Origin of the sequence: Streptomyces sp. NPDC051555 (genome assembly GCF_044454405.1) — a bacterium.
Lineage (GTDB): Bacteria > Actinomycetota > Actinomycetes > Streptomycetales > Streptomycetaceae > Streptomyces.
In genome coordinates this window covers 191,811-217,119 of record NZ_JBITDP010000009.1, presented here as the reverse complement: position 1 = coordinate 217,119, position 25,309 = coordinate 191,811, and the positions used below count along the sequence as shown (strand labels likewise).

Genomic DNA, 25,309 nt, shown 5'->3' with positions numbered 1-25,309 from the left:
CCACAGGCTCTGGGATGATGGAAACCATGAAGCCCGCGGAGCTGGACCGGCTCGACCACGCGCTCATCCAGGCCCTGATGATCGACGGGCGGGCGCCCTTCAGTCGCCTCGCCGAGGTGCTGGAGGTCTCCGATCAGACGGTGGTCCGCCGCTACCGCCGGATGCGCACCACCGGCCTGGTGCGCGTGGTCGGGCTGCCGCTCGGCAGCCGGGTCGGGCTGTTGGAGTCCTGGCTGCGCGTGCAGTGCGCGCCGGACGCGGCGCTCGCGGTGGCGGGGGCGCTGGCGCGGCGGCCGGACATCGCGTGGGTGCAGCTCGCCTCGGGCGGGACCGAGATCCACTGCATGACCAAGGCCCGGAGCCGGCGGGAGCGGGACGGGCTGCTGCTGGACAAGCTGCCGAGCACCCGGCGGGTGACGGGGGTCAGCGCCCACACCATCCTGCGGACCTTCGCCGGTGGGCCCCTGGCCTGGTTCGGCATGGACGTGCTCGGTCCCGAGCAGGTGGCCGCGCTCGCGCAGCCGGCCGTCGGGCGGTCCCCGTCGCGGGAGCGGTACGTGCTGGACGAGGCCGAGCTGGCCCTGTTGGCGGTGCTGGGTCACGACGGCCGGGCCGGCTATCCGGAACTGGCGCGCGCCTCGGGCCTGTCGGAGTCGACGGCGCGCCGTCGGCTGGAACGGCTGCGCGAGCTGGGAGCGCTCTACTTGGACGTGGAGACGGTCCCGGGCGTGCTGGGGTACGAGGCGGAGGCCACCTTGCTGATCACGGCGGCGCCGGCCCGGCTGGCGGAGGTGGGCGCCGCGCTCTCCACCCACCCCGAGGTGCCGTTCGCGGCGGCCGTCACGGGGGCCGCGAACCTGCTCGCGGTGGTGGTGTGCCGGGACACGGAAGGGCTCTACACCTATCTGACCGAGCGGATCGGCGCGGTGGCGGGCGTACAGCAGGTGGAGGTGATCCCGACCCTGCGGAACATCAAGCGGGCCGGGATGCTGGTGGAGGACGGGCGGCTGGTGGATCCGCCGCCCGCCCCCTGACCCCGGTGCGGCCGCCTCAGCGCAGCAGCACCCCGCCGCCCGGGCCCGTCGGCGGGTCCACCGGGCCCGCGACCAGGCCCAGTTCGGCCGGGGTGGCCAGCAGCGGGTGGGCGGGCAGGATCCGTACGGTGTAGCCGAAGGGGCCCGTACGGTCCAGGGCGAGCGGGCCCTCGTACAGCCAGCGGCCCTCCAGGTCCGGTCCGGCGGCGGGCTTGAGCGGGAAGGTCCGCGCCTCGCCGATGACGTCCTGCGCGTCCACCCGCCCCGCGACGGCCTGTACCTCGACCTCGTCGGGGCCGAGCGTGTCCAGCGCGACCTGGACGCGCAGGGTGAGGGTGGACCCCAGCTCGGCGGTGCCTCCCACGGCTCCCGCGGGACCGGCGGCCAGGGCCTCCACGTGGAGCGCCCCGACCCGCGGCCAGGCCGCCCGTACCCGCCCCTTCCAGGAGGCGAGTTCCCACGCCGCCTCGGCGGTGAGGGAGCGGTGGGCGAGCGCGGCCGGTGCGTACAGCCGCTCCACGTACTCGCGCACCATGCGCCCCGCGAGCACCTTGGGCCCCAGCGAGACGAGGGTGCGCCGGACCATCTCGATCCACCGGACGGGCAGCGCGCCGCGCCCGGAACGGTCGTAGAAGCGCGGGGCGACCCGGTTCTCGATCAGGTCGTAGAGGGCGTTCGCCTCGACGTCGTCGCGCCGGTCCTCGTCGGTGCCGTAGCCGTCGGCGGTGGGGATGGCCCAGCCGAAGTCCGGCTCGAACCACTCGTCCCACCAGCCGTCCAGGACCGAGAGGTTGAGGCAGCCGTTCAGCGCGGCCTTCATCCCACTGGTCCCGCAGGCCTCCAGCGGGCGCAGCGGGTTGTTGAGCCACACGTCGCAGCCGGGGTAGAGCTTTTGCGCCATGGCCATGCCGTAGTCGGGCAGGAACACGATGCGGTGGCGCACCCGCGGGTCGTCGGCGAAGCGCACCAGTTCCTGCACGAGCCGCTTGCCGCCGTCGTCGGCCGGGTGCGCCTTGCCCGCGACGACGATCTGCACGGGCCGCTCGGGGTCCAACAGCAGTCGACGCAGCCGTTCCGGGTCGCGCAGCATGAGCGTGAGCCGCTTGTAGGAGGGCACCCGGCGCGCGAACCCGATGGTGAGCACGTCGGGATCGAGCACGGAGTCCACCCAGCCGAGCTCGGCGTCCCCGGCCCCGCGCTGGCGCCACGAGGCCCGCAGCCGGTCGCGGACCTCCTGGACGAGCTGCTCGCGCAGCACCCGGCGCAGGTCCCACACATCCTGGTCGGCGATGTCGGCGACCGCGTCCCAGCGCTGCGATCCGCCGACGGACAGGGCGTCCTCGGTGCGTCCGGCGCCGATCTGGCGGGCGCCGAGGCGGACCACCTCGGGGGCGACCCAGGTCGGTGCGTGCACGCCGTTGGTGACGGAGACGATGGGGACGTCCGCGGGGTCGAATCCCGGCCACAGTCCCGCGAACATGCCGCGGCTGACGGCGCCGTGCAGGGTCGACACCCCGTTGGCGCGCTGGGCGAGCCGCAGCCCCATGACGGCCATGTTGAAGACGCCGGGGTCGCCGCCCGGGTAGCTCTCGGCGCCCAGTTCGAGGATCCGGTCCACGGGTACGCCGACCAGTTCGCCGCCGTCGGCGAAGTGCCGGGCGACCAGCCCGCGCTCGAAGCGGTCGATGCCCGCGGGGACCGGGGTGTGGGTGGTGAACACCGTTCCGGCCCGGACCGCCTCGACGGCCGCGTCGAAGGCCAGGCCCCCGCCCGCCGGTTCCCCGCCCGCCAGTTCCCTTATGCGTTCGAGGCCGAGGAAGCCGGCGTGACCCTCGTTGGTGTGGAACACCTCGGGGTCCGGGTGGCCGGTGAGCGCGCAGTACGTTCGTACGGCGCGGACGCCGCCGATGCCGAGCAGCATCTCCTGGAGCAGCCGGTGCTCGCTGCCGCCGCCGTAGAGGCGGTCGGTCACCTCGCGCGCGGCGGTGTCGTTGTCCTCGACGTCGGAGTCGAGGAGCAGCAGCGGCACCCGGCCGACCCGGACCTGCCAGACGTGCGCGTGCAGGCTGCGGCCGCCGGGCAGCGACAGGGTGATCCGGGCGGGGAGGTCGTCGGGGCCGCGCAGGAGGGAGACGGGCAGTTCGTTGGGGTCGAGGACCGGGTAGTGCTCCTGCTGCCAGCCGTCGCGGGAGAGGGACTGGCGGAAGTACCCGTGGCGGTAGAGCAGGCCGACGCCGATGAGCGGGACCCCGAGGTCGCTGGCGGCCTTGAGGTGGTCGCCGGCGAGGATGCCGAGGCCGCCGGAGTACTGCGGCAGCGCGGCGGTGATGCCGAACTCGGGCGAGAAGTAGGCGATGGCGGCGGGCAGCTCGGCGCTGTTCTCCTGCCCCTGGTACCACCGGTCGCCGTGGACGTAGTCGTCGAGGTCGGCGGAGACGGCGGAGAGCCGGCGCAGGAACCTGCGGTCCCGCGCGAGTTCCTCCAGCCGGGCCGCGGCGACGTCCCCCAGCAGCCGGACGGGATCACCTCCGGCGGCCAGCCAGCCCTCGGGGTCGACGGATTGGAAGAGTTCCCGGGTCTCCCCGTGCCACGACCAGCGCAGGTTGCGCGCGAGATCGGCGAGCGGCAGGAGGGGTTCCGGCAGGACAGGGCGCACGGTGAATCGACGGATAGCCTTCACGTGTCCACCTTCGCAGGGGCTTACGCATCGGAGCGGCCGCACCACGCTGTGCACCCGCGCATCACCCCGGGAAGGCTAGCGGCGCGCCCGCTCCTCGGCCATCCCGCCTCCACCGCCCGCCGAGACCCGCGCGCGGACGGCGACCTGAGGGAACAACACCGGCCACGGCGGACCCTCGCGCCTTGCGCTCGTCCTTACGTACGAGTAGTTAACCAAGCGCGCGGATTGGGCGGGCCGAGAGTGGGAAGGGCTCCCCGGGTACCGCGCACGGCACACCCCCCGCCCCACCTCCCGCCACCCGAGTGAACGCGGACAGGAGCGGCCATGCCCGCAGCCCAGCCGTCCACTGAGCGGCTAGAAACAGAGCGAACAGAGCGTGCACGACCAGCCGGAACGTCGTCGGCTGTCCCGTTGTCACCGAGCCCTGCGAACTGCCCCCAGGTGATCCCATCATGATCGGTCGCATTCCCGTGCTGGACGTCCGCCCCGCCGTCGACTGCGGCGCCAGACCCGCCAAGGCGGTCGTGGACGAGGTATTCGAAGTCTCCGCCACCGTGTTCCGCGAGGGACACGACGCGGTCGCGGCGCACGTGGTGCTGCGAGATCCGAGCGGGCGCCAGCGCCCGCCCGTGCCGCTGCGCGAACTGGCACCCGGCACCGACCGGTGGGGCGCCCGGGTGTCCGCCGACACGGAGGGGAGGTGGACGTACGTCGTCGAGGCGTGGAGCGATCCGGTCGCGACCTGGCGCGCGCACGCCTCGATCAAGGTGCCGGCCGGGATCGACGCGGACCTGATGCTGCTGGAGGGGGCCGAGCTCTACGAGCGGGCCGCCGCCAAGGTCCCCAAGCGGGACGGGCGCGAGGCGGTGCTGGCCGCCGCCGACGCGATGCGCGACGGGGACCGCCCGGCCGGGGCCCGGTTGACCGCGGCCCTGGCCCCGGAGGTCGACGCGGCGCTCGCCCGCAAACCCTTCCGGGAGCTGGTGAGCGCCTCGAAGCCGCTGGCCGTGCTGGTCGAGCGCAAGCGGGCCCTCTTCGGTGCCTGGTACGAGCTGTTCCCGCGCTCGGAGGGCGCGGTGCTGGAGCCCGGCGCGGCTCCGGTCAGCGGCACCTTCGCGACCGCGGCCGAGCGCTTGGCGGCCGTCGCCGCCATGGGCTTCGACGTGGTGTACCTGCCGCCGATCCACCCGATCGGGAGCACGTACCGCAAGGGGCCCAACAACACTCTGTCCGCGGGCAGTTGGGATCCGGGTGTGCCCTGGGCCATCGGCTCGACCGAGGGCGGGCACGACGCCGTCCACCCCGAGCTGGGCACGATCGAGGACTTCGACCGCTTCGTGGCCCGGGCCCGCGAGCTGCGCCTGGAGATCGCGCTCGACTTCGCCCTCCAGTGTTCGCCGGACCACCCCTGGGTGGAGAAGCACCCGGAGTGGTTCCGCCACCGCGCGGACGGGACGGTCGCCTACGCGGAGAACCCGCCGAAGAAGTACCAGGACATCTATCCGATCCACTTCGACACCGACATGGGCGGCATCGTCGAGGAGACCCTGCGCATCCTGCGGTACTGGATGGACCACGGAGTACGCATCTTCCGGGTCGACAATCCGCACACCAAGCCCGTCGTCTTCTGGGAAAGGGTGATCGCGGACATCAACAAGAGCGATCCCGACGTGATTTTCCTGGCCGAGGCGTTCACCCGGCCCGCGATGATGCGCACACTCGCCGCGATCGGTTTCCAGCAGTCCTACACGTACTTCACCTGGCGCAATACGAAGCGGGAGCTCACCGAATACGTCACCGAGCTGTCGGGTGATTCGGCTTCCTGCATGCGGCCCAATTTCTTCGTCAATACGCCGGACATCCTGCACGAGTACCTGCAGGCCGGCGGCCGACCGGCCTTCGAGATCAGGGCCGTGCTGGCCGCGACCCTCTCGCCCACCTGGGGGATCTACGCCGGCTACGAGCTGTGCGAGAACACCCCGGTGAAGGAGGGCAGCGAGGAGTACCTCGATTCCGAGAAGTACGAGCTGCGCCCGCGCGACTGGGCCGCCGCCGAACGCGAGGGCCGCAGCATCGCCCCGCTGATCACCGCGCTGAACCGGCTCCGCCGGCGCAATCCCGCGCTCCAGCAACTGCGCGACGTGCATTTCCATCCGACCGACAACGAGCAAGTGATCGCCTATTCGAAACACGGCGGATCGCATTGCGTATTGGTGGTCGTCAACCTCGATCCGCACCACACCCAGGAGGCGACGGTCTCGTTGGACATGCCGGTACTCGGCCTCGACTGGCACGGGTCCCTCGCGGTGCGCGACGAGCTCACCGGCGAGACCTATCACTGGGGCAGGGCGAATTACGTGCGTCTGGAACCGGGCCGTACGCCCGCGCACGTGCTGGCCGCTCTGCGACCGTCCCCGCTCACCGGAGGGTCACCCACCTCATGATGATCAACGATCCCGTCCACGACCTCTTCGAGGACACCCCCGCCAAGGACCGCGACCCCGACTGGTTCAAGCGGGCGGTGTTCTACGAGGTCCTCGTCCGCTCCTTCCACGACAGCAACGGCGACGGCGTGGGCGACCTCAAGGGGCTCACCGCCAAGCTGGACTACCTCCAATGGCTCGGCGTCGACTGCCTGTGGCTCCCGCCCTTCTTCGCCTCGCCGCTGCGCGACGGCGGCTACGACGTCTCCGACTACACCTCTGTACTGCCGGAGTTCGGCGACCTCGCCGACTTCGTGGAGTTCGTCGACGCGGCGCACCAGCGCGGCATGCGCGTGATCATCGACTTCGTCATGAACCACACGAGCGACCAGCACGAGTGGTTCCAGCAGTCGCGCAAGGATCCGGACGGCCCGTACGGCGACTACTACATGTGGGCCGACAACGACAAGCAGTACCAGGACGCCCGGATCATCTTCGTCGACACCGAGTCCTCGAACTGGACCTACGACCCGGTGCGCAAGCAGTACTACTGGCACCGCTTCTTCTCCCACCAGCCGGACCTCAACTACGAGAACCCGGCCGTCGTGGAGGAGATCGTCTCGGCCCTGCGCTTCTGGCTCGACCTCGGCATCGACGGGTTCCGGCTCGACGCGGTCCCGTACCTCTACGCCGAGGAGGGGACCAACTGCGAGAACCTCCCGCGCACCCACACCCTGCTCAAGCGGGTCCGGGCGGAGATCGACGCGCACTACCCGGACACCGTGCTGCTCGCCGAGGCCAACCAGTGGCCGGAGGACGTCGTCGACTACTTCGGCGACTACAGCAAGGGCGGGGACGAGTGCCACATGGCCTTCCACTTCCCCGTCATGCCGCGCATCTTCATGGCGGTGCGCCGGGAGTCGCGCTACCCGGTCTCCGAGATCCTCGCCAAGACCCCCGAGATCCCGGCGAGCTGCCAGTGGGGCATCTTCCTGCGCAACCACGACGAGCTGACCCTCGAAATGGTGACGGACGAAGAGCGCGACTACATGTACGCCGAGTACGCCAAGGACCCGCGGATGCGGGCCAACATCGGCATCCGGCGCCGGCTCGCGCCGCTGCTCGACAACGACCGGCACCAGATCGAGCTGTTCACCGCCCTGCTGCTGTCCCTGCCCGGCTCGCCGATCCTGTACTACGGCGACGAGATCGGCATGGGCGACAACATCTGGCTGGGCGACCGGGACGGGGTGCGGACCCCCATGCAGTGGACCCCGGACCGCAACGCCGGTTTCTCCTCGTGCGATCCGGGCAGGCTCAACCTGCCGGTCATCATGGACCCGGTCTACGGGTACCAGGTCACCAACGTCGAGGCCGCGATGTCCTCGCCCTCGTCGCTGTTGCACTGGACCCGGCGGTTGATCGAGATCCGCAAGGCGAACCCCGCCTTCGGCCTCGGTTCCTACACCGAACTCCCGTCGTCCAACCCCGCGGTGCTGGCGTTCCTCCGCGAGGCACCCTCCACCGAGGGCGAAGCGGACGACCTGGTGCTGTGCGTGCACAACTTCTCGCGCTTCGCGCAGCCGACGGAGCTGGACCTGCGGTCCTTCAACGGGCGGGTGCCGGTGGAACTCACCGGTGACGTCCGGTTCCCGCCGATCGGCGAATGGCCGTACCTGCTGACCCTGGCGGGGCACGGTTTCTACTGGTTCAGGCTGCGCGCCGAGCAGTAGCGGAGGGCGCCTGCCGCACGGCGGACAGGACCTCATCACGTGCGGATCCGTGGGCGGCGAATGGGTCAATCGCCGCCCTGTACGGACCATCCTGACCCGACACTCGCACACACCACCGGACAGCAACTGCCGCGATCCGGGACACTCTGCGCATTCTGTGACGGCCCGGGGAAAGGACGCGATGCCATGTCGGAGGCTGCATCCACCCGGAGCGAGGTCGGCCGGCCGGACCGCCGGGCGGCCGATCGCGGGACCCCCCACCCGGACCGGCTCGGCCCGCTCGAACCACTGCTGCGCGCCTGGCTGCCGAGACAGCGCTGGTTCGCCGGCAAGGGGCGCGCCATCAGCGCCCTGCGCCCGGTCTCGGCGGCCGAACTGCTCCCGCCGGGGTCCTCGCCGGGGCTGTTGCACCTCCTGCTCGACGTGGACGGCGACTGCTACCAACTGCTGCTCGGGATCCGTCCCGAGCTGCCGCCCGCGCTCGCGCCCGCGCTGATCGGCCGGGCCGAGGAGGGCCCGTACGCCGGTCAGGCGATCTACGAGGGTCTGGGCGATCCGCGGCTCGCGGCCCTGCTGCTGGAACGATTGCGCGCCCCCGGCTCCCTCGGCCCGCTCCGCTTCGACCGGGACCCGGCGGCGCCGATCCCGGCGGCGCTGGCGGCCCGGCCGCTGTCCGGGGAACAGACCAACTCCTCGCTGATCTACGGGGACGCCTACATCCTCAAGGTGTTCCGGCGGGTCGGCCCCGGGGTCAATCCGGACCTGGAGCTGCCCCGGGCGCTGGCCGCCGCCGGGTGCGCCCGGGTGCCGGCGCCGGTCGCCTGGTACGAGGCCCAGCTGGCCGGGTCCGAGCCGCTGACCCTGGGCGTGCTCCAGCCCTACCTGCGGGGCTCCGACGACGGCTGGCAGCTCGCGCTGCACCGCCTCGGCGCGGGCGCCGACTTCACCGCCGAGGCGCACGCCCTGGGCCGGGCCACCGCCGAGGTGCACAGCGCGCTGGCCGACGCCCTGCCCACCGTCGCGCTGGGCCCGGAGCAGACGGCCCGGCTGGCCGCCGGGATGACCGCGCGGCTGGCCGCCACCGCACGTGAGGTGACGTCACTGCGCCCGTACGAGGCGGGGCTGCGCGGCGCCTTCGACGCGCTGGCGTCCTCGCGGGGCGCGGGGGTCCGCGCCCAGCGCATCCACGGCGACCTCCACCTGGGGCAGACCCTGCGCACCCTCGACGGCAGTTGGTCGTTGATCGACTTCGAAGGGGAGCCGGCCCGGCCGCTGGCCGACCGGCGCCGCCCCGAACCGGCGGTCCGGGACATCGCCGGGATACTGCGTTCCTTCGACTACGCGGCACGCTCCCACCGGCCGTTCGCCCCCGCCTGGGCGGACGCCTGCCGGGCCGCGTTCTGCGAGGGGTACGCCCGGACCACCGGCCGCGACCCGCGCGAGGACCCCGTCCTGCTGCGCGCCTACGAGACCGACAAGGCGGTCTACGAGGCCCGTTACGAATCCCGGCACCGCCCCGATTGGCTGCACGTCCCGATGGCCGCCGTCCGACGGCTCTCCGAACGCGAGCGGCCGGCCCACCGCCTGCCGCCGCCCGCCGCCGATCCCCTCCCGCTCTCCTCCACCCCCCACCCCCGCGAGCAGCCCCCTAGGAGGCCGCACACGTGAGCGCCGCCCGACAGCCGTCGCCGACGTCCCGCCCGACCACCGCCCCCGCCGCCCCCGCGGAGGCGGCGAAGAAACCGCGCACGCCCCGGGCCCGGCGGACCGCCCCGCCGCACGGCGTCCGGCCCGCACCGGCGCTGGGTGCGGACGAACGGTCCCGGCTGCTGGAGGGCCGCCACCACGATCCGCACGCGGTGCTGGGCGCCCGGACCCACCGGGGCGGGGTGGCCTTCCGGGCGCTGCGCCCGCACGCGAAGGCGGTCACGATCGTCGCCAAGGGGCTGCGTGCCGAACTCCACGACGAGGGCGACGGGTTCTTCTCCGGGCTGCTGCCGCTGACCGGTGTGCCCGACTACCGGCTGCTGGTGACCTACGACAGCGACGAGGTGGAGGTCCACGACCCCTACCGCTTCCTGCCGGCGCTCGGCGAGCTGGACCTGCACCTGATCGGCGAGGGCCGGCACGAGGAGCTGTGGACGGCGCTGGGCGCGGAGCCGATGGAGCATCAGGGCGTGGCCGGCACCCGGTTCACGCTCTGGGCGCCGAACGCCCTGGGGGTCCGGGTCACGGGTGACTTCTCCTACTGGGACGCGGTGGCCCACCCGATGCGCTCGCTCGGCGCGACCGGGGTGTGGGAGCTGTTCCTGCCGGGCGTCGGCGAGGGCGCGATGTACAAGTACGACGTCACGCGCCCGGACGGCAGCCACACCCTGCGGGCCGACCCGATGGCCCGGCGCGCCGAGGTACCGCCCGCGAACGCGTCGATCGTGACCGCCTCGCACTACACCTGGCGGGACACCGAGTGGATGGCGTCCCGCGGGCTGCGGCCGGCGCACCAGGCGCCGCTGTCGGTGTACGAGGTGCACCTGGCCTCCTGGCGGCCCGGGCTGAGCTACGCGCAGTTGGCGGAGCAGCTCCCGGCCTACGTGAAGGAGCTGGGGTTCACCCACGTCGAGCTGATGCCGGTCGCCGAGCACCCCTTCGGCGGCTCCTGGGGCTACCAGGTCACCGGTTTCTACGCGCCCACCTCGCGGATGGGCACGCCCGACGAGTTCCGCGGCCTGGTCGACGCCCTGCACCGGGCCGGGATCGGGGTGATCGTCGACTGGGTGCCCGCGCACTTCCCGCGGGACGACTGGGCGCTCGCCGAGTTCGACGGACGGCCGCTGTACGAGCACCACGACCCGCAGCGGGCCGCGCACCCGGACTGGGGGACGCTGGAGTTCGACTACGGGCGCAAGGAGGTCCGCAACTTCCTGGTGGCGAACGCCGTGTACTGGTGCCAGGAGTTCCACGTCGACGGGCTGCGCGTGGACGCGGTGGCCTCGATGCTCTACCTGGACTACTCGCGCGGCGAGGGCGAGTGGACGCCGAACGAGCACGGCGGGCGGGAGAACCTGGACGCGGTGGCGCTGCTCCAGGAGATGAACGCGACGGTCTACCGGCGCTGCCCGGGCGTGGTCACGATCGCCGAGGAGTCCACGGCCTGGGAGGGCGTGACCCGGCCCACCGACGCGGGCGGGCTCGGCTTCGGGCTGAAGTGGAACATGGGCTGGATGCACGACACGCTGCGGTACGTGTCGAAGGAGCCGGTGCACCGCAAGTACCACCACCACGACATGACCTTCGGGATGGTCTACGCGTACAGCGAGAACTACGTACTGCCGATCTCGCACGACGAGGTGGTGCACGGCAAGCGGTCGCTGGTGGGGAAGATGCCCGGCGACTGGTGGCAGCAACGGGCCTGCCACCGGGCGTACCTGGGCTTCATGTGGGCCCACCCCGGCAAGCAGCTGCTCTTCATGGGGCAGGAGTTCGCCCAGGGCGCCGAGTGGTCGGAGGCGCACGGGCCGGACTGGTGGCTGCTGGACTCCTCCTACGCCGCGGCCGCCGACCACCGCGGGGTGCGCGCCCTGGTGGGCGAGCTGAACCGGACCTACACGGCGACGCCCGCGCTGTGGGAGCGGGACACCGTGCCGGAGGGGTTCGCCTGGGTGGCCTCGGACGCGGCGGAGGACAACGTCATCGCCTTCCTGCGCTACGCGGTGGACGGCTCGCAGCTGCTGTGCGTCTCGAACTTCTCCCCGGTGGTGCGCCACGGCTACCGGGTCGGCGTGCCGGAGGAGGTCGCCGAGTGGCACGAGGTGCTGAACACGGACGCGGAGCGGTTCGGCGGCAGCGGGGTGCGCCACCTGCGGCCGCTGCGGCCGGAGCCGGTGCCCGCGCAGGGGCGGGCGGCCAGCCTGCGGATGACGCTGCCGCCGCTGTCCACCGTGTGGCTCAGGCCGTGACGGGCGCCGCCTGCTCCAGGACGTCTTCGAGGTCCTGGAGCAGGCGGCGCTTGGCCCGGGCTCCGACGAGCGTCTTCACCGGTTCGCCGTCGCGCAGGACCAGCAGGGTGGGCATGGACAGGACGCCGTAGCGGACCATGGTCTGCGGGTTGCTGTCCGCGTCGATCTGCACCACCTTCAGGCGGTGCGCCTCCTCGGCGGCGACGGCGGACAGCACCGGCGCCAGCTGGCGGCAGGGCCCGCACCAGTCGGCGGTGAACTCGACCAGCACGGGGCGCCCGCGCTCGGCGAGCACTTCCGCCGCGAAGGTCTCGTCGGTGACCTCGTCCACTCCGTGGGCACGCAACATCTTCTTCTCCCCTGTCGTTCGTCGTGTGTCGTGCGTCGTGCGTCGTCGGCTCGGGTCGTCAGTCCTGTGCGGTGGTCTCGCAGCGCGGGGTGGCCGACTCTCCGGCGGCCTCCTCGGCGGTCGTCAGCTGCCGCGCGACCTGGTCCCGTACGTCGGCGAGCTTGCCGATCAACGAGTCCAGCTCGGCGAGCTTGCGGCGGTAGACGGCGAGGGAGGCGGGGCAGGCGTCGCCGGCCGGGTGGCCGGCCCGCAGGCAGTCCACGAAGGGCCGGGTCTCCTCCAGCTCGAAGCCGAAGTCCTGGAGCACCCGGATCTCGCGCAGCAGCCGCAGATCGTCCTCGTCGTACGAGCGGTAGCCGTTGCCGGTCCGCCGTGCGGGCAGCAGACCGCGGTCCTCGTAGTAGCGCAGGGTCCGGGTGGTGGTGCCCGCCCGCTCCGCCAGTTCGCCGATTCGCATGGGCCGACCGTAATCCTTGACGTCCACGTCAAGGCAAGGTCATGGGGGCCCTCGCCACCCCCGTGTACGAGGGCCCCCGCCTGGTTCACGCCTGCGTGGCCGAAGTGGTTCAGGTGGCGTGACGGGGTGTGACGGGGTTCACTCGAACGGCAGCCGTAGGCTTGGCTTGAAGCGGACCCCGGGAAATAGATCTTCACACCATCCGATTACCGGACGGTCGCGCAAATACCGGACTAAATGCCCGAACACCGTAGGAGGTTCCTACGAGTTGTGGGCTTGTTTGAACGGTCTGTAGTCGCCAAACCCATTTCGCTTCTACCGTGTGGCTCGTGCACTCCAGCCCTCCTTTCAATGCTCCCGCCGCCCGCCGCCTGCGGGCGGCCCTGGGCATGGCACCCGGCCACGTCGCCTACGGCCTGCGCGCCCAGTACGGGCTCCTCGTCACCCCCGAGACCGTCATGGCCTGGGAGCGCGGCGAGATCACGCCGACCTCGGCCGAGCTGACGGCCCTCGCGGGCGTGCTGTGGTGTGCGCCCGGCGAGCTGTTGGCCGAACCGGTCACCTTGCGGGAGCACCGGATCGCGCGCGGCGTGTCACCGGAGGAGCTGGCCCGGCGGGTCGGGCTGGAGCCCGCCTCCTACCAGAAGATGGAGGACACCGGGCGCTGGAAGGGCAACGAGCGGCAGTCGGCCACCCTCTCCTCGGTGCTGGGGCTGACGCTGGCCCAGTTCGTGACCGCCACCGGCAAGCAGGACGAGCTGGCGGAGCTGCTGCGCAACGCGGTCACCACCCGCTGGCAGGCGTACGTGAAGCCGCTGGCCAAGCTGCTCCCCGTACCCAAGGCCCAGCTGGAGCGGGTACTGGAGCTGCTGCACGGGGACTACCAGGCCCGGATGCTGTCCACCTTGAGCTGGGGCGGCTCGGGCGGCCGGGCCGACAGCGGGGACGCGGGGCGCGAGTTCCTGACGGGCATCGTGGACCGGTTCTGGGAGCTCGCGCAGGTGCCGTAGGCGCGGCGCGGGTGCGATCGGCCTGCCGGCCGGCAGGCCGGGGAGGGGATGCGCGAAGGCCCCGACCGGTCCCGGGAGGGGACGAGATCGGGGCCCTTCGGCGCGCGGATCCAGGACGAAGGTCCCGGGCGCAGAGCCGGATGGCGCGGCCAGTGCCGTGACCGGAAAGGTTCACCGGGTCACGGCACTAGAAGACCGATTCGGCCTCGTACATGCGGTCCTCGGGGACGGTCTTCAGCTCGGTGACGGCCTGCGCGAGGGGGGCCATCACGATGTCGGTGCCGCGCAGCGCGGTCATGTTGCCGAAGTCGCCGCGGTGGACGCCCTCGACGGCGTGCCAGCCGAAGCGGGTGGCGAGGACGCGGTCGTACGCGGTCGGGGTGCCGCCGCGCTGGACGTGGCCGAGGATGACCGGGCGGGCTTCCTTGCCCAGGCGCCGCTCCAGCTCGACGGCCAGTCGGTTGCCGATCCCGGCGAAGCGCTCGTGACCGTACTGGTCGATCGCGCCCTTCTCGTACGGCATGGAGCCGTCGGCCGGGTGCGCGCCCTCGGCGACGCAGATGACCGCGAACTTCTTGCCGCGGGCGAATCGTTCCTCCACCATCTTCACCAAGGCGTCGACCTCGAACTGCCGCTCCGGCAGGCAGATGCCGTGGGCGCCGCCCGCCATGCCGGACTCCAGGGCGATCCAGCCCGCGTGGCGTCCCATGACCTCGACGACCATCACGCGCTGATGCGATTCGGCGGTGGTCTTGAGCCGGTCGATCGCCTCGGTGGCCACCATGACGGCGGTGTCGAAGCCGAAGGTGCGGTCCGTGGAGGAGATGTCGTTGTCGATGGTCTTCGGTACGCCGACCACCGGCATGCCCGCGTCCGACAGCATCCGGGCCGCGGTCAGCGTGCCCTCGCCGCCGATCGGGATGAGGGCGTCGATCTCGTACCGCTGCGCCAGCTCCACCGCGTTCTCGGCGGCCTCGTGCAGTCGGGCGCGCTCCATCCGGGCTGAGCCGAGAATCGTTCCGCCGCGGGCCAGAATGCCACTGACCGCATTGATGTCGAGGGGGCGGTAATGACCATCGAGGAGACCCTTGAAACCGTCCTCGAAGCCGATGACTTCGTCGCCGTGTCCGACCACGGCACGGTGGACGACCGACCGGATGACAGCGTTGAGGCCCGGGCAGTCGCCGCCTGCGGTGAGAACTCCGATACGCATCGTGCTGTGTCTCCTGCTCCTGGTCGTACCGAGCGGCCCACGTGCGGGCGGACCACCGTACAGATGAAGGCCGTATTGATGAAGCCTGTCCGATTGTTCCACGCGCCACCGGTGGGCCGCGCTCCGAGCGACTGCCCCCCGGGGGCCTTTCGACCCCCCTGGACAGGCCTTTTTCCCGGCAAGCGCCCTATCCATCAGCAGAGGTATTGTCAAGAGGGCAAGCCCATACTAAATGGGTAAATCGACTCGGAAGATCCGTAGCCTGCCCCGTCCGGGGCCGGTGGTGACGCCGCCAACCGACACACATGGACGGAGAGCACGCGTGACGCGCAGCGTGTACGTGACCGGCATCGACCGGGGGGACGGCCGGCAGGTCATCGAGCTCGGACTCATGGAGCTGCTGACCCGCCAGACGGGTCGGGTGGGCGTGTACCGCCCACTGCTGCACGACGGACCCGACCGCCTCTTCGACCTCCTCAAGGCGCGCTACCGGCTCGACCAGGACCCCTCCACCGCCTTCGGCATGGAGTACCACGAGGCCTCCGCGCTGCTCGCCGAGAAGGGGGCCGACGAACTGGTCTCGCAGCTCGTCGACGGCTACCACCGGGCCGCCCGCGACTACGAGGTCATGCTGGTCCTCGGCACCGACTACGCCGACACCAACCTCCCGGACGAACTGGCGCTCAACGCCCGCCTGGCCAACGAACTGGGCGCGGTCGTCGTCCCGGTGGTCGGCGGCACCAAGCAGACCGCCGAGTCGGTCCGCGCGGAGACCCGCAACGCCTACCGGGCCTACGAGAGCCTGGGCTGCGAGGTCGTGGCCGTGATCGTCAACCGGGTGGTCGCCGAGGACCGCGAGGTGATAGCCGAGCGGCTGGCCGCGCGCCTTCCCGTGCCCTGTTACGTGCTGCCGGACGACAAGACGCTCTCCGCACCCACCGTCGCCCAGATCACCCGGGCGCTGGGGGGCGAGGTGCTGCTCGGCGACGAGGCCGGGCTGGCCCGCGACGCCGTGGACTTCGTCTTCGGCGGCGCCATGCTGCCGAACTTCCTGAACGCGCTGACCCCCGGCTGTCTGGTCGTCACCCCCGGGGACCGCTCCGACCTGGTCATCGGCGCGCTCGCCGCGCACACCTCCGGCACCCCGCCGATCGCCGGCGTGCTGCTGACCCTGAACGAGCGCCCCGGCAAGGACATCCTGACGCTGGCCTCGAAGCTGGCGCCCGGCACGCCGGTCGTCTCGGTCGCGGGCAACAGCTTCCCGACCGCCGCCGAACTCTTCGCGCTGCAGAGCCGCCTGAACTCCGCGACCCCGCGCAAGCTGGAGACCGCGCTCGGCCTCTTCGAGCGGCACGTCGACACGGCCGCCCTGCGCGACCGCATCTCGCTCACCCGCTCCACCCGGGTCACGCCGATGATGTTCGAGCACGAGCTGCTGGAGCAGGCCCGCTCCGAGCGGCGCCGGGTGGTCCTGCCCGAGGGCACCGAGGAGCGGGTGCTGCGCGCCGCGGACGTGGTGCTGCGCCGCGGAGTGTGCGACCTGACCCTGCTGGGCGAGGAGCAGGCGATCCTGAAGAAGGCCGCCGACCTCGGCATCGACATCAGCGCGGCGCAGCTGATCGACCCGGGGACCTCGCCGCTGCGGGAACGGTTCGCCGAGTACTACGCCGCGGCCCGCGCCCACAAGGGCATGACGGTCGAGCTGGCCAACGACGTGGTCACGGACGTCAATTACTTCGGCACGCTGATGGTCCAGGAAGGTCTGGCCGACGGCATGGTCTCCGGCGCGGTGCACTCGACCGCCGCCACCATCCGGCCCGCCTTCGAGATCATCAAGACCAAGCCGGAGGCGTCCATCGTCTCCTCGGTCTTCTTCATGTGCCTGGCCGACAAGGTACTCGCCTACGGCGACTGCGCCGTGAACCCGGACCCCAACGCCGAGCAGCTCGCCGACATCGCCATCCAGTCGGCCACCACCGCCGCCGCCTTCGGGCTGGAGCCGCGGATCGCGATGCTCTCGTACTCGACCGGAACCTCCGGTTCGGGCGTGGACGTCGACAAGGTACGCAAGGCCACCGAGATCGTCCGCGCGCAGCGCCCGGACCTGCTGATCGAGGGCCCCATCCAATACGACGCCGCCGTCGAGCCGTCCGTGGCGGCGACCAAGCTGCCGGAGTCCGAGGTGGCCGGGCGGGCGACCGTACTGATCTTCCCGGACCTCAACACCGGCAACAACACCTACAAGGCCGTGCAGCGCTCCGCGGGCGCCGTGGCGGTCGGCCCGGTCCTGCAGGGCCTGCGCAAGCCGGTCAACGACCTCTCGCGCGGCGCGCTGGTCCAGGACATCGTCACCACGGTGGCGATCACCGCGATCCAGGCCCAGTCCAAGCCCGTCGCGGGCTGACCCGCACGACGTACGACCACCCCGCACCCCCACACGAGAAGGTTCCGCACCCGTGACCGCATCGCGCGTACTCGTCCTCAACTCCGGCTCCTCGTCGGTCAAGTACCAGCTGCTCGACATGGCGGACCGGTCCCGCCTGGCCGTCGGGCTGGTGGAGCGCATCGGCGAGGAGACCTCCCGGCTGGTGCACGAACGGCTCACCGCCGCCCCGGACCCGGAGGCGGGCGAGGCCGAGCGGGAGGTCCTCGGGCCGATCGCCGACCACCGGGCGGCCCTGACGGCCGTCGCGGCCGAGCTGGCCGCCGACGGCATGGGCCTGGACTCCCCCGAACTGGCCGCCATCGGGCACCGGGTGGTGCACGGCGGTACCAAGTTCACCCGGCCGACCGTCATCGACGACGAGGTGCTGGCGGAGATCCGCGCGCTCGTGCCGCTGGCGCCGCTGCACAACCCGGCGAACGTGACCGGCATCGAGGTGGCCCGCGCGCTGCGCGCGGACCTCCCGCAGGTCGCGGTCTTCGACACGGCCTTCCACGCGACGATGCCGGAGTACGTGGCCCGCTACGCGATCGACGCCGCGACCGCCGACAAGTACTCCATCCGGCGGTACGGCTTCCACGGCACCTCGCACGCCTACGTGTCCCGCACGACCGCCGCGCTGCTGGGCAGGGCTCCCGAGGACGTGAACGTCATCGTGCTGCACCTGGGCAACGGCGCCTCGGCCTCGGCGGTCCGAGGCGGGGTGTGCGTGGAGACCTCCATGGGGCTGACCCCGCTGGAGGGCCTGATCATGGGAACCCGCTCCGGGGACCTCGATCCGGCCGTCGTCTTCCACCTGGCCCGGGTGGGCGGCCTCTCGGTGGATGAGATCGATTCGCTCCTGAACAAGAAGAGCGGTCTGCTGGGCATGTGCGGGGACAACGACATGCGCGAGGTGCTGCGGCGCGCGGGCGAGGGCGACGAGGCGGCGAGCGTCGCCTTCGCGGCGTACGTCCACCGCCTGAAGAAGTACATCGGTGCCTACTCGGCCGTGCTCGGCCGGGTGGACGCGGTGGTGTTCACGGCCGGGGTCGGCGAGAACGCCCACCAGGTGCGGGAAGCTGCCGTGGACGGTCTCGCCGAGCTGGGGCTCGCGCTGGACCTGGAGGCCAACGCGGTGCGCTCCCCCGAGCCCCGGCTGATCTCGGCCGAGTACGCCCGGGTGGCCGTGGCCGTGGTGCCGACGGAGGAGGAGCTGGAGATCGCCACGCAGGCGTACGAGCTGGTTACCCGTTAGTCACTTTGGACTTTCCACCAGACGGAATATTCCGCTACGAAACAAACCGATAGGATCCGCTCCATGCGCCGTTCCAAAATCGTCTGCACGCTGGGCCCCGCCGTCGACTCGTATGAGCAGCTGAAAGCGCTCATCGAGGCAGGTATGAACGTGGCCCGATTCAACTTCAGCCACGGATCCCAGGCAGAACACCAGGAGCGGTACGACCGCGTCCGGAAGGTCTCCGCGGACACCGGGCGTGCCGTCGGCGTCCTCGCCGACCTCCAGGGTCCCAAGATCCGTCTGGAAACCTTCGCCGAAGGTCCCGTCGAGCTGGTGCGCGGTGACGAGTTCACCATCACCACCGAGGACGTCCCGGGCGACAAGTCCATCTGCGGCACCACCTACAAGGGCCTGCCGGGTGACGTCTCCAAGGGCGACCAGGTCCTGATCAACGACGGCAACGTCGAGCTCCGGGTGACCGAGGTCGTCGGCCCGCGGGTCAAGACCATCGTCATCGAGGGCGGTGTCATCTCCGACCACAAGGGCATCAACCTGCCGGGTGCCGCCGTCAACGTCCCGGCCCTGTCCGAGAAGGACGTCGACGACCTCCGCTTCGCCCTGCGGATGGGCTGCGACATGGTCGCCCTGTCCTTCGTCCGTGACGCCAACGACGTCAAGGACGTCCACAAGGTCATGGACGAGGAGGGCCGCCGGGTCCCCGTCATCGCCAAGGTCGAGAAGCCGCAGGCGGTCGCCAACATGGAGGCCGTCGTCGACGCCTTCGACGCGGTCATGGTGGCCCGTGGTGACCTGGCCGTCGAGTACCCGCTCGAAAAGGTCCCGATGGTCCAGAAGCGGCTCATCGAGATGTGCCGCCGCAACGCCAAGCCGGTGATCGTCGCGACCCAGATGATGGAGTCGATGATCACCAACTCGCGGCCGACCCGCGCCGAGGCCTCCGACGTCGCGAACGCCATCCTCGACGGGGCCGACGCGGTCATGCTGTCGGCCGAGTCCTCGGTCGGCGCCTACCCGATCGAGACCGTCAAGACGATGTCGAAGATCGTCGTCGCCGCCGAGGAAGAGCTGCTCTCCAAGGGCCTGCAGCCGCTGGTCCCGGGCAAGAAGCCGCGCACCCAGGGCGGCTCCGTCGCCCGTGCGGCCTGCGAGATCGCCGACTTCCTCGACGGCAAGGCCCTGGTCGCCTTCACCCACTCCGGTGACACGGCCCGCCGCCTGTCGCGCTACCGCGCGGTCCAGCCGATCCTGGCCTTCACCACCAGCGAGAGCACCCGCAACCAGCTGTCGCTGAGCTGGGGCGTCGAGTCGTACGTGGTCCGCCACGTCGACAACACCGACGCGATGGTCGACCTCGTGGACGACGAGCTGCTCAAGCTCAAGCGCTACAACCAGGGCGACACCATGATCATCACGGCCGGTTCGCCCCCCGGCGTCCCGGGCACGACCAACATGGTCCGCGTCCACCACCTGAACGGTGGCGCCGGCGCCTGACGTCGCCGTGGCGCGGCGCCCGCGCCGCGCGTCCACCGCACGCACACGAGGGCGGCACCCCGATCGATCGGGGTGCCGCCCTCGGCGCGTCACGTGAGCCGGCCGCGCTTCCCGCGCGGGTCCTGCTCGGGTGCTTCCTGCTCAGGCTTCCTGCTCCGGCGGTTCCTACTCCGGCGGGCCGATGTAGTTGTGCAGACCGGGAACGGTCAGGTCGCCGCCGAACTGGCCCGCCTGGACGACCTTGACGTTCGTGAAGAACGCGAAGGGCACGTTCAGCGGCGGCGGGGTGTTCGGGGTGAACTCGATCGGGATGAGCCCGAACAGGTTCCCCTTCAGGCTCTCGGTGTACATCGTCACCGTGCCGCCGCGGATCGTGGACGTGGAGCCCGGACGGGACTTGAGGTGCGCGACGTTCCCGCTCTTGCCGACCGTCTGGTAGAGGTCCTTGATGTCGAGCGAGTCCGCCGTGAACTTCAGGACCTTCTTGGTGGTGCCGTTCGCCGTCTTCACCTCGACGATGCCCGCGTAGTCCAGGCCGTAGAGGGTCAGCAGCGAGCTGTCGAGGTACCAGGGCTCGTCGGGCAGGACCGGCGCGCTCTGCTCCAGCTTGGCGTTGGCCAGGGCCTGGGCGTCCAGGGTCGGGCAGGGGAAGGGCGTCTTGCCGTCGACCGTCTTGCCGTCGTCGGCCTTGCCGTCCTTGTCCTTGTCCTTCGCGTCCTTGTCCTTGGCGTCCTTGGCGTCCTTGCCGTCCTTGTCGTCGTCCGACGCGCCCGTCTCGTCCTTCGCCGCCTTCGCGGTGTCCTTGACGTCCTGCGACAGCTCCGAGACCGAGACGCCGGCGTTCTTCGCCGCCTCGCGGATCGCGTCCGCGGCCGGGTCGGGCTTCGGCTTCGCGCTCGGGGTGGTGGCGGGCGCGGGGGTGGCCGCGCCCTTGGCACCCTTGAGGGGCTTGCCGAGCTCGTCGAAGAAGTCCTTGACCGTGTCGCCCAGACCCAGCGGGTCCAGCGGGTTCGGGGGCTTGGCCGCCGACGGGGAGGCGCTCGCGGACGGCGAGGCGGAGGCCCCCGGCTTCGCCGGTTGCGACGCGCTGCCGCCCTGCTTGCCCGCGGGCTTGGCCGCCGACGCGGAGGCCGAGGGAACCGGGACCACCGGGACGCCCTCCGAGGGGGTCGCGCTGGGCGACGTACTCGGGGAGGGGCTCTTGGAGGTCGATGCCGACGGGGAGGGCGATTCCGTGGGCTCGTCGGACCGCGTGACGCACGGTCCGGGCGCGAACGGGATCTCCTTGTCGTCGGCCAGCGCCATCTTCGGCGCCATGCCCATCCCGACGAAGACCGCGGTCGGCATGGCAGCCAGCGCCATCGTCTTGCCGACGGGTATCTGGAGCTTGGTCAGCAGCGACTTCCTGGGCGCCGCGTGGCGCGGGCCCCTTCTCTCACGGGACTCTTCGCCCGGGGACTGGCCCCTTTGCGTTTCGTCACCCCGCACTGTTCCTCCCGCCATCGGCGTGGGCAGTCGTCTGGGAAGCGTGGTCCGTTTCCGCGTCACGGGGAGCGGGCAGGTCGACCTCGGGCTCGACGGGCCTGCCGGGCGCCCACGCCAGGGCGAGGCAGCCGCCGATCAGCGCGGCCAGGAAGCCCAACATGAAGCCACCGATGTTGGACACCGGCAGGGACACCAGTCCGAGCAGGATCGTGGCGACTCCGGCGAAGATCCTGATGCTCTGCTGGAACCAGAGGGCGAAGCCGAGCGTGACCAGCAGGACACCGATGATCAGTGAGCCCGCGCCGGCCGTTGTCGCCATGGCGATCGTGATGTTGCCCAACCGGACGTCCGCGTACGGGAAGTACGCGATCGGGATGCCGCCGAGCAGCGTGAAGACTCCCGCCCAGAACGGCCGGGCCCCGCGCCAGGCGCGGAACCGGTACCGGAGCGCCGTGAGCCAGTGATCATCTGCCGGGGTTACGGGGGCCTCGGGGTACATGGACAACAGCTCCCTGAAAACGGTCGTACGGAGAACTACGTGGAGCGCCCGGACGGGCGGACGGGGCGGCGGATCCGCCACCGCGCCCACCCGGCCGGTTCAAGCGACCGGACGGACTACTTGGCGTCCTGGTAGCACGGCTGGTCACCGCTGAGCAGACGCAGCTTGAGGTCCGGCAGCGTGAAGGTGCCCGCCGTCGTCGCCCATGCCTTCTGCCGCACGTTGGTCAGCGTGGCCTTCTTCGCGCGCTGCGAGAAGAGACCACCGTCGGCCACCGTGCCCGCCACCGGCTTGGTGGCGTGGCTCGGGTCGCCGACCGCGACACCGATGTCGAGCTGCTCGAACTTGGCGTCCGCGTCCAGCTCGGCGACATCGAGGTAGATGTTCTCCGCGACGGCGGGACGGCCCTTGTTGCCCGTCCGCAGCTGCAGGGTGATGTTGCCGAGGCCGGGCACCGGGGTGACCAGCGACTGGCACATGTTGGTGATCTCGGCGTGACTGAACCCGGAGATGGTGACCGGGTGGTACGCGTCCTTCTTGTCGTCGCCGAGGGTCTTGCCCTTGGCCACGCTGCCGTACTGGATCAGGTTGTCACCGACGAGCTCGTCGGCCGACACCTTGAAGTCCTGGCCCGAGACGCTGAAGGACGCCGCGAGGGCACCCTGCGCCAGACCCACGCCCACCGCGGCGGTGGCCGCGATGCTCGGCACCATGACGAGAGCGAAGCGCTTCCATCTGGTCCCACCACGAACCTGGGAATTCATGTTGTTCCTCCTCATCGGACGTACATCTCCGGTCCGGGCCCTGCCCGTCCTGGGATGGGAGAAGTGCTACGTCCTCGGGAAGGAGCGCAGGCGGCCGAGTCACGGCTGTGCCGCGTCAGGAACACCGGCGATCACCCCCGAGCGACAACCACTGGGCCACGCGTTCGCGCAACCTGATGAGGACAGGCACCACCGGAATCGGTGGCGACCCCCCTGTCCCACGGCCGGTGCCACTGCCACCGGCCGGCTCGGTGGGGACCCATCCTCGCGGTTCCGGGTGACCGGCGCTGCGGGATGGACCGAGCGTGGCCGATCGTTGTCCATTACCGGCCGGGGCACAAGGGGGTTCGTTACTGGCGGGTAACGGCTGGATAACCCCCGTGCGACACGTCGCCGTCGAGCAGCAACACAGGGTGTCACCCATGGCCACGACAGATGGGTGGAAGAGCGAACCAACCGGACAGTTCACGGGGTTCGGCTTACTACGAGTAACAGCGGCCGCGATTGCCAAGTTTTGGCAAAGCGCGGCCGCTGTTTATCTCCGTGTCAATAAATCGTCGGCGGTCCACCGACCCGCGAGCGAGCCGCGGGACCGGCCCCGGGCCTGCCCTAGAAGAGCACCCGCGCCAGCGCCGTGCGCGCCGCCGGGACCCGCGGGTCGTCCGCGCCGATCACCTCGAACAGCTCCAGCAGCCGGACCCGCACCGCGTCCCGGTCGTCACCCGCCGTGACGCGCACCGCGTCCACCAGTCGCCCGAAGGCGTCCTGGACGTGACCGCCGGCCATGTCCAGGTCGGCCGCGGCGATCTGCGCCGCCGGATCGGTCGGGTTGGCGGCCGCCGCGGCGCGCACGTCCTGCGGGTCCATGTGCTGCACCCGCGCGAGGAGTTCGGCCTGGGCCAGACCCAGCTTGGCCTCGCTGTTGGCCGGATCGTCGGCCAGTACGTTCTTGTACGCCTGGACGGCTCCGCCCAGGTCACCCCCGTCCAACGCGACGACGGCCGCTTCGAGCAGCGCGTCGTACGGGCCTTCCGGCTCCTCGTCCGCGCCACCGGTGCCGGCGGCGCCCCCGGCACCGCCCTGGGACGGATCCACCACGATGCCGGTGAGGCCGTAGCGCTCCTCGGCGACCTGGATGAGCTGGCCGAGGGTCTCGCGGATCTGCTGCTCGGGCACCGCGCCCTGGAACAGCGGCAGCGCCTGACCGGCGACGACCGCGAACACGGCGGGAATGCCCTGGACGCCGAACTGCTGCATCAGCATCTGGTTGGCGTCGACGTCAATCTTGGCCAGAACCAGTCGGCCGTTGGCCCCGGTGATCAGGCGTTCCAGCACCGGGCTGAGCTGCTTGCACGGCTCGCACCACTCGGCCCAGAAGTCGATGACGACCGGTACCTGGTGGGAGAGTTCGAGCACGTCGAGTTCGAAACCGGCCTCGTCGACATCGATGACGAGCGCCGACGGCGCCACGGCACCGGGGACGCCGGCGTCGGAGCCGCCGCCCTGCCGGGCCGCGGCCGCACGCGCCTGCTCCGCCTTCGCCTTGGCCTCGCCGGCCGCCTTCACCGCGGCGAGGTCGACGACGCCGCTCATGGACATGTTTCTGGGCTGCATGCGTACATCCTCCCCCGTGTGCGCGCGCCGACGAAAAGACCTCGTGAAAGACGTCGTAAAACTGCACTGCTCACCACGGCCGGACCCCGTCCGAACTGCCGTGCACCTGAACTGCTGTGGCGCCGGGTCCCCACCTGGCGCCGTAGCTTCGCGTGGTTGTCGCTCTTACGCTACGAGCCGTAGCGTAACTCCCCACGGGCCCTCGCGCCCCGTGATCTGAACCACACCGTCCGGGGTCGCCCCGGTTGCACTACTGGCGGGTATGGTCACCGTCCATGCGCAACCCCGTCTCCGGTTCCGGCCGCACCGGCCGCCCCCGCAGCGCCACCGCGGACGCCGCGATCCTCGCCGCCACACGGGACGCGCTGGTGGAACTCGGCTGGTCCAAGCTGACCATGGGCGACGTGTCGACCCGCGCCGGGGTCGCCAAGACCACGCTCTACCGACGCTGGGCGGGCAAGAACGAGCTGGTCGTGGACGCCGTCGCCGAGCTCTTCGACTCCCTCGAACTCCCCGACCGGGGCTCGCTCCAGGGCGACATCGAGTACGTCGTCCTGCGCTTCGCGGAGCTGCTGCGGCGCCCGGAGGCCCGTACGGCGCTGATGGCGGTGGTCTCCGAGTCCACCCACGACGAGGCGCTGCGCGACCGGATCCGGTCGGCGATCGTGGACCGGCAGAAACGTCTCGTCGTGCTGGGCCGGGAACGCGCCCAGGCCCGCGGCGAACTCCCCCACGAGCCGGACCCGTACCTCGCGGGGCGCACCACGGACCTGATCTTCGACGTCATCGCGGGCACCGTGGTGCACCGCGCCCTGGTGAGCGCCGAGCCGGTGGACGAGATCTGGGTCGCCACCTTCACCGCCCTGCTGATGCACGGCCTGCTGGGCGCGGGCGCCGCCGGTACGGCCTGACGGCGGG

At 71.3% G+C, this 25,309-nt stretch carries 18 protein-coding genes; 10 read left to right on the top strand and 8 right to left on the bottom strand.

Going from position 1 to position 25,309, the window contains the following annotated elements; genetic code table 11:
* Positions 1–26 precede the first annotated feature (26 nt).
* Positions 27–1,034 (top strand): Lrp/AsnC family transcriptional regulator, encoded by a 1,008-nt coding sequence (locus tag ACIBEA_RS20655; RefSeq protein ID WP_399262844.1) that lies wholly within the window; start codon positions 27–29, stop codon positions 1,032–1,034.
* 16 nt (positions 1,035–1,050) lie between these two features.
* Here the strand turns inward: ACIBEA_RS20655 and glgP are convergent, their stop codons facing one another.
* Positions 1,051–3,714, bottom strand: coding sequence for an alpha-glucan family phosphorylase (glgP, locus tag ACIBEA_RS20650; protein ID WP_399262842.1), 2,664 nt, complete (start codon positions 3,712–3,714; stop codon positions 1,051–1,053).
* A gap of 452 nt (positions 3,715–4,166) precedes the next feature.
* Between glgP and ACIBEA_RS20645 the strand changes: the two genes are divergently transcribed.
* The 4 genes from ACIBEA_RS20645 to glgB all read left to right on the top strand — a co-directional run bounded on the left by ACIBEA_RS20645 (position 4,167) and on the right by glgB (position 11,826).
* Complete coding sequence (locus tag ACIBEA_RS20645; protein WP_399262840.1) at positions 4,167–6,158, top strand: maltotransferase domain-containing protein; 1,992 nt, start codon at positions 4,167–4,169, stop codon at positions 6,156–6,158.
* Positions 6,155–7,870 (top strand): maltose alpha-D-glucosyltransferase, encoded by a 1,716-nt coding sequence (gene treS / locus ACIBEA_RS20640; RefSeq protein WP_330332717.1) that lies wholly within the window; start codon positions 6,155–6,157, stop codon positions 7,868–7,870. The genes ACIBEA_RS20645 and treS overlap by 4 nt, the downstream gene beginning before the upstream one ends.
* A 186-nt stretch (positions 7,871–8,056) precedes the next feature.
* Positions 8,057–9,538, top strand: coding sequence for a maltokinase (locus ACIBEA_RS20635; RefSeq protein WP_399262838.1), 1,482 nt, complete (start codon positions 8,057–8,059; stop codon positions 9,536–9,538).
* Positions 9,535–11,826, top strand: a complete 2,292-nt coding sequence (gene glgB / locus ACIBEA_RS20630) for a 1,4-alpha-glucan branching enzyme (RefSeq protein ID WP_399262836.1) — start codon at positions 9,535–9,537, stop codon at positions 11,824–11,826. The genes ACIBEA_RS20635 and glgB overlap by 4 nt, the downstream gene beginning before the upstream one ends.
* Here the strand turns inward: glgB and ACIBEA_RS20625 are convergent.
* Positions 11,816–12,175, bottom strand: coding sequence for a thioredoxin family protein (locus ACIBEA_RS20625; protein ID WP_399262834.1), 360 nt, complete (start codon positions 12,173–12,175; stop codon positions 11,816–11,818). The two genes, glgB and ACIBEA_RS20625, sit on opposite strands and share 11 nt — an antisense overlap.
* A 58-nt stretch (positions 12,176–12,233) precedes the next feature.
* Positions 12,234–12,632: a MerR family transcriptional regulator gene (locus ACIBEA_RS20620; protein ID WP_399262832.1), complete on the bottom strand. Its 399-nt coding sequence runs from the start codon at positions 12,630–12,632 to the stop codon at positions 12,234–12,236.
* Positions 12,633–13,021: 389 nt separating this feature from the next.
* On the opposite strand from ACIBEA_RS20620, the gene ACIBEA_RS20615 reads away from it, so the two are divergent.
* The gene (locus ACIBEA_RS20615) at positions 13,022–13,642 is read left to right on the top strand and encodes a helix-turn-helix domain-containing protein (protein ID WP_399262997.1); all 621 of its coding nucleotides are present in this window, start codon (positions 13,022–13,024) and stop codon (positions 13,640–13,642) included.
* A gap of 187 nt (positions 13,643–13,829) precedes the next feature.
* Here the strand turns inward: ACIBEA_RS20615 and ACIBEA_RS20610 are convergent, their stop codons facing one another.
* Positions 13,830–14,855, bottom strand: coding sequence for an ATP-dependent 6-phosphofructokinase (locus ACIBEA_RS20610; protein ID WP_399262830.1), 1,026 nt, complete (start codon positions 14,853–14,855; stop codon positions 13,830–13,832).
* Positions 14,856–15,177: 322 nt separating this feature from the next.
* Between ACIBEA_RS20610 and pta the strand changes: the two genes are divergently transcribed.
* The 3 genes from pta (at position 15,178) to pyk (ending at position 20,029) form a co-directional block, all read left to right on the top strand.
* Positions 15,178–17,259: a phosphate acetyltransferase gene (gene pta / locus ACIBEA_RS20605; protein ID WP_399262828.1), complete on the top strand. Its 2,082-nt coding sequence runs from the start codon at positions 15,178–15,180 to the stop codon at positions 17,257–17,259.
* A gap of 52 nt (positions 17,260–17,311) precedes the next feature.
* A complete protein-coding gene (locus ACIBEA_RS20600) occupies positions 17,312–18,535 on the top strand; it encodes an acetate kinase (protein ID WP_399262826.1) in 1,224 nt (407 codons plus the stop codon).
* A gap of 63 nt (positions 18,536–18,598) precedes the next feature.
* Positions 18,599–20,029 (top strand): pyruvate kinase, encoded by a 1,431-nt coding sequence (gene pyk / locus ACIBEA_RS20595; RefSeq protein WP_399262824.1) that lies wholly within the window; start codon positions 18,599–18,601, stop codon positions 20,027–20,029.
* 165 nt (positions 20,030–20,194) lie between these two features.
* On the opposite strand, the gene ACIBEA_RS20590 is transcribed toward pyk, so the two are convergent.
* The 4 genes from ACIBEA_RS20590 to ACIBEA_RS20575 all read right to left on the bottom strand — a co-directional run bounded on the left by ACIBEA_RS20590 (position 20,195) and on the right by ACIBEA_RS20575 (position 24,391).
* Positions 20,195–21,517 carry a hypothetical protein gene (locus tag ACIBEA_RS20590; protein ID WP_399262822.1) on the bottom strand — a complete coding sequence of 441 codons (1,323 nt, stop codon included), beginning with the start codon at positions 21,515–21,517 and terminating at the stop codon, positions 20,195–20,197.
* Positions 21,507–22,013: a DUF6114 domain-containing protein gene (locus ACIBEA_RS20585; protein ID WP_399262819.1), complete on the bottom strand. Its 507-nt coding sequence runs from the start codon at positions 22,011–22,013 to the stop codon at positions 21,507–21,509. The genes ACIBEA_RS20590 and ACIBEA_RS20585 overlap by 11 nt, the downstream gene beginning before the upstream one ends.
* A gap of 116 nt (positions 22,014–22,129) precedes the next feature.
* Positions 22,130–22,777 carry a DUF6230 family protein gene (locus tag ACIBEA_RS20580; protein ID WP_399262817.1) on the bottom strand — a complete coding sequence of 216 codons (648 nt, stop codon included), beginning with the start codon at positions 22,775–22,777 and terminating at the stop codon, positions 22,130–22,132.
* 609 nt (positions 22,778–23,386) lie between these two features.
* A complete protein-coding gene (locus tag ACIBEA_RS20575) occupies positions 23,387–24,391 on the bottom strand; it encodes a tetratricopeptide repeat protein (protein WP_399262816.1) in 1,005 nt (334 codons plus the stop codon).
* 275 nt (positions 24,392–24,666) lie between these two features.
* Between ACIBEA_RS20575 and ACIBEA_RS20570 the strand changes: the two genes are divergently transcribed.
* Complete coding sequence (locus tag ACIBEA_RS20570) at positions 24,667–25,302, top strand: TetR/AcrR family transcriptional regulator (protein ID WP_399262814.1); 636 nt, start codon at positions 24,667–24,669, stop codon at positions 25,300–25,302.
* Positions 25,303–25,309 lie beyond the last annotated feature (7 nt).

Bases quoted from the DNA above. Each gene is read 5' to 3' on its own strand.
- ACIBEA_RS20655 (WP_399262844.1), top strand. From the start codon at position 27: ATGAAGCCCGCGGAGCTGGACCGGCTCGACCACGCGCTCATCCAGGCC.
- ACIBEA_RS20570 (WP_399262814.1), top strand. From the start codon at position 24,667: ATGCGCAACCCCGTCTCCGGTTCCGGCCGCACCGGCCGCCCCCGCAGC.
- treS (WP_330332717.1), top strand. From the start codon at position 6,155: ATGATGATCAACGATCCCGTCCACGACCTCTTCGAGGACACCCCCGCC.
- ACIBEA_RS20610 (WP_399262830.1), bottom strand. From the start codon at position 14,855: ATGCGTATCGGAGTTCTCACCGCAGGCGGCGACTGCCCGGGCCTCAAC.
- pyk (WP_399262824.1), top strand. From the start codon at position 18,599: ATGCGCCGTTCCAAAATCGTCTGCACGCTGGGCCCCGCCGTCGACTCG.
- ACIBEA_RS20575 (WP_399262816.1), bottom strand. From the start codon at position 24,391: ATGCAGCCCAGAAACATGTCCATGAGCGGCGTCGTCGACCTCGCCGCG.
- ACIBEA_RS20615 (WP_399262997.1), top strand. From the start codon at position 13,022: ATGGCACCCGGCCACGTCGCCTACGGCCTGCGCGCCCAGTACGGGCTC.
- ACIBEA_RS20580 (WP_399262817.1), bottom strand. From the start codon at position 22,777: ATGAATTCCCAGGTTCGTGGTGGGACCAGATGGAAGCGCTTCGCTCTC.
- ACIBEA_RS20635 (WP_399262838.1), top strand. From the start codon at position 8,057: ATGTCGGAGGCTGCATCCACCCGGAGCGAGGTCGGCCGGCCGGACCGC.
- ACIBEA_RS20625 (WP_399262834.1), bottom strand. From the start codon at position 12,175: ATGTTGCGTGCCCACGGAGTGGACGAGGTCACCGACGAGACCTTCGCG.
- ACIBEA_RS20620 (WP_399262832.1), bottom strand. From the start codon at position 12,632: ATGCGAATCGGCGAACTGGCGGAGCGGGCGGGCACCACCACCCGGACC.
- ACIBEA_RS20645 (WP_399262840.1), top strand. From the start codon at position 4,167: ATGATCGGTCGCATTCCCGTGCTGGACGTCCGCCCCGCCGTCGACTGC.
- ACIBEA_RS20585 (WP_399262819.1), bottom strand. From the start codon at position 22,013: ATGTACCCCGAGGCCCCCGTAACCCCGGCAGATGATCACTGGCTCACG.